The organism is Mesorhizobium sp. M0833, assembly GCF_040319905.1.
Classification (GTDB): Bacteria; Pseudomonadota; Alphaproteobacteria; order Rhizobiales; family Rhizobiaceae; genus Mesorhizobium.
Map to the genome: position 1 here is coordinate 1 of NZ_JAMYOQ010000088.1, position 1,163 is coordinate 1,163.

Sequence of the window (1,163 nt, forward strand, 5' to 3'; positions counted from 1 at the left end):
GTGATGGAGGAACGTCTTCGCTTTGTGGCTCGCCTGCTCGACGGAGAAGGCATGAGCGCGGTGTGCCGGGAGTTCGGGATCTCGCGCAAGACCGGCTACAAGATATTCAACCGCTACAGGCAAGAGGGGTTGGAGGCGCTTTGCGACCGCTCGCGGCGGCCGGTACGCTATGCCAACCAACTGCCCGAGCAGATCGAGCGGCTGATCGTCGAGAGCAAGCGCGACAAGCCGCACTGGGGCGCCAGGAAGATCAGGGAGCTGCTGATCAGGAAGCTCGCCGGCGATGTGCGCATCCCGGCCAAGAGCACGGTGCATGCCGTGCTCGACCGCCACGGCCTTGTGAGCCAGGCCCGCAAGAGGAACCGGGCGAACAAGGCCATGGGCACGCCGCTGTCGCAGGCCGCCGTCCCCAACGATCTGTGGTGCGCTGACTTCAAGGGCGAGTTCAAGCTCGGCAACGGTCGCTACTGTTACCCCCTGACGGTGACCGACCAGGCCTCGCGCTACCTGCTTCTCGCCGAAGCGCTTGAAGCGACACGGGAAGCGCCGGTCATCGAGGCCTTCGTCCGGCTGTTCAGGGAACGCGGCCTGCCGCTCGCCATTCGAAGCGACAACGGGGTCCCCTTCGCCAGCCCCAACGGCCTCTACAATCTGTCGAAGCTGTCGGTCTGGTGGTTGAGGCTCGGCATTGCCATCGAGCGCATCAAGCCCGGCAACCCGCAACAGAACGGCCGCCACGAGCGCATGCACCGCACCTTGAAGCAGGAGACCACGCGGCCCCCGGGCATGAATGCCCTGCAACAGCAGGCCAGATTTGACGCTTTCATCAGCGAATTCAACGAGGAAAGGCCGCATGAGGCGTTGGCCATGAAGCTACCGACGGAACTCTACACGCCCTCTTCACGGCCGTATTCCGGCCTGCCGGAGCTGACCTATCCCCTCCATGACAAGGACATCCTGGTCACCGCCTGCGGCCGCATCTGCATGATGAGGAAGAAGATCAACGTCTCGACCGTGCTCGCCGGTCAGAGGCTCGGAATAAAGGAGGTCGACGACGGCATTTGGCTCGTAAGCTTCATGCACTATGATCTGGGATATATCGACCTGGAACAGAGAACCTTGCAGACCATCGACAACCCGTTCGGCACGAGGTTGTCACCCAT

Annotated in this window: 1 protein-coding gene; it reads left to right on the forward strand. The window is 62.7% G+C overall.

Going from position 1 to position 1,163, the window contains the following annotated elements:
* A partial coding sequence (locus NKH98_RS32895; protein WP_352904313.1) for an integrase core domain-containing protein occupies nucleotides 1-1,163 on the forward strand: 1,163 nt, incomplete at both ends.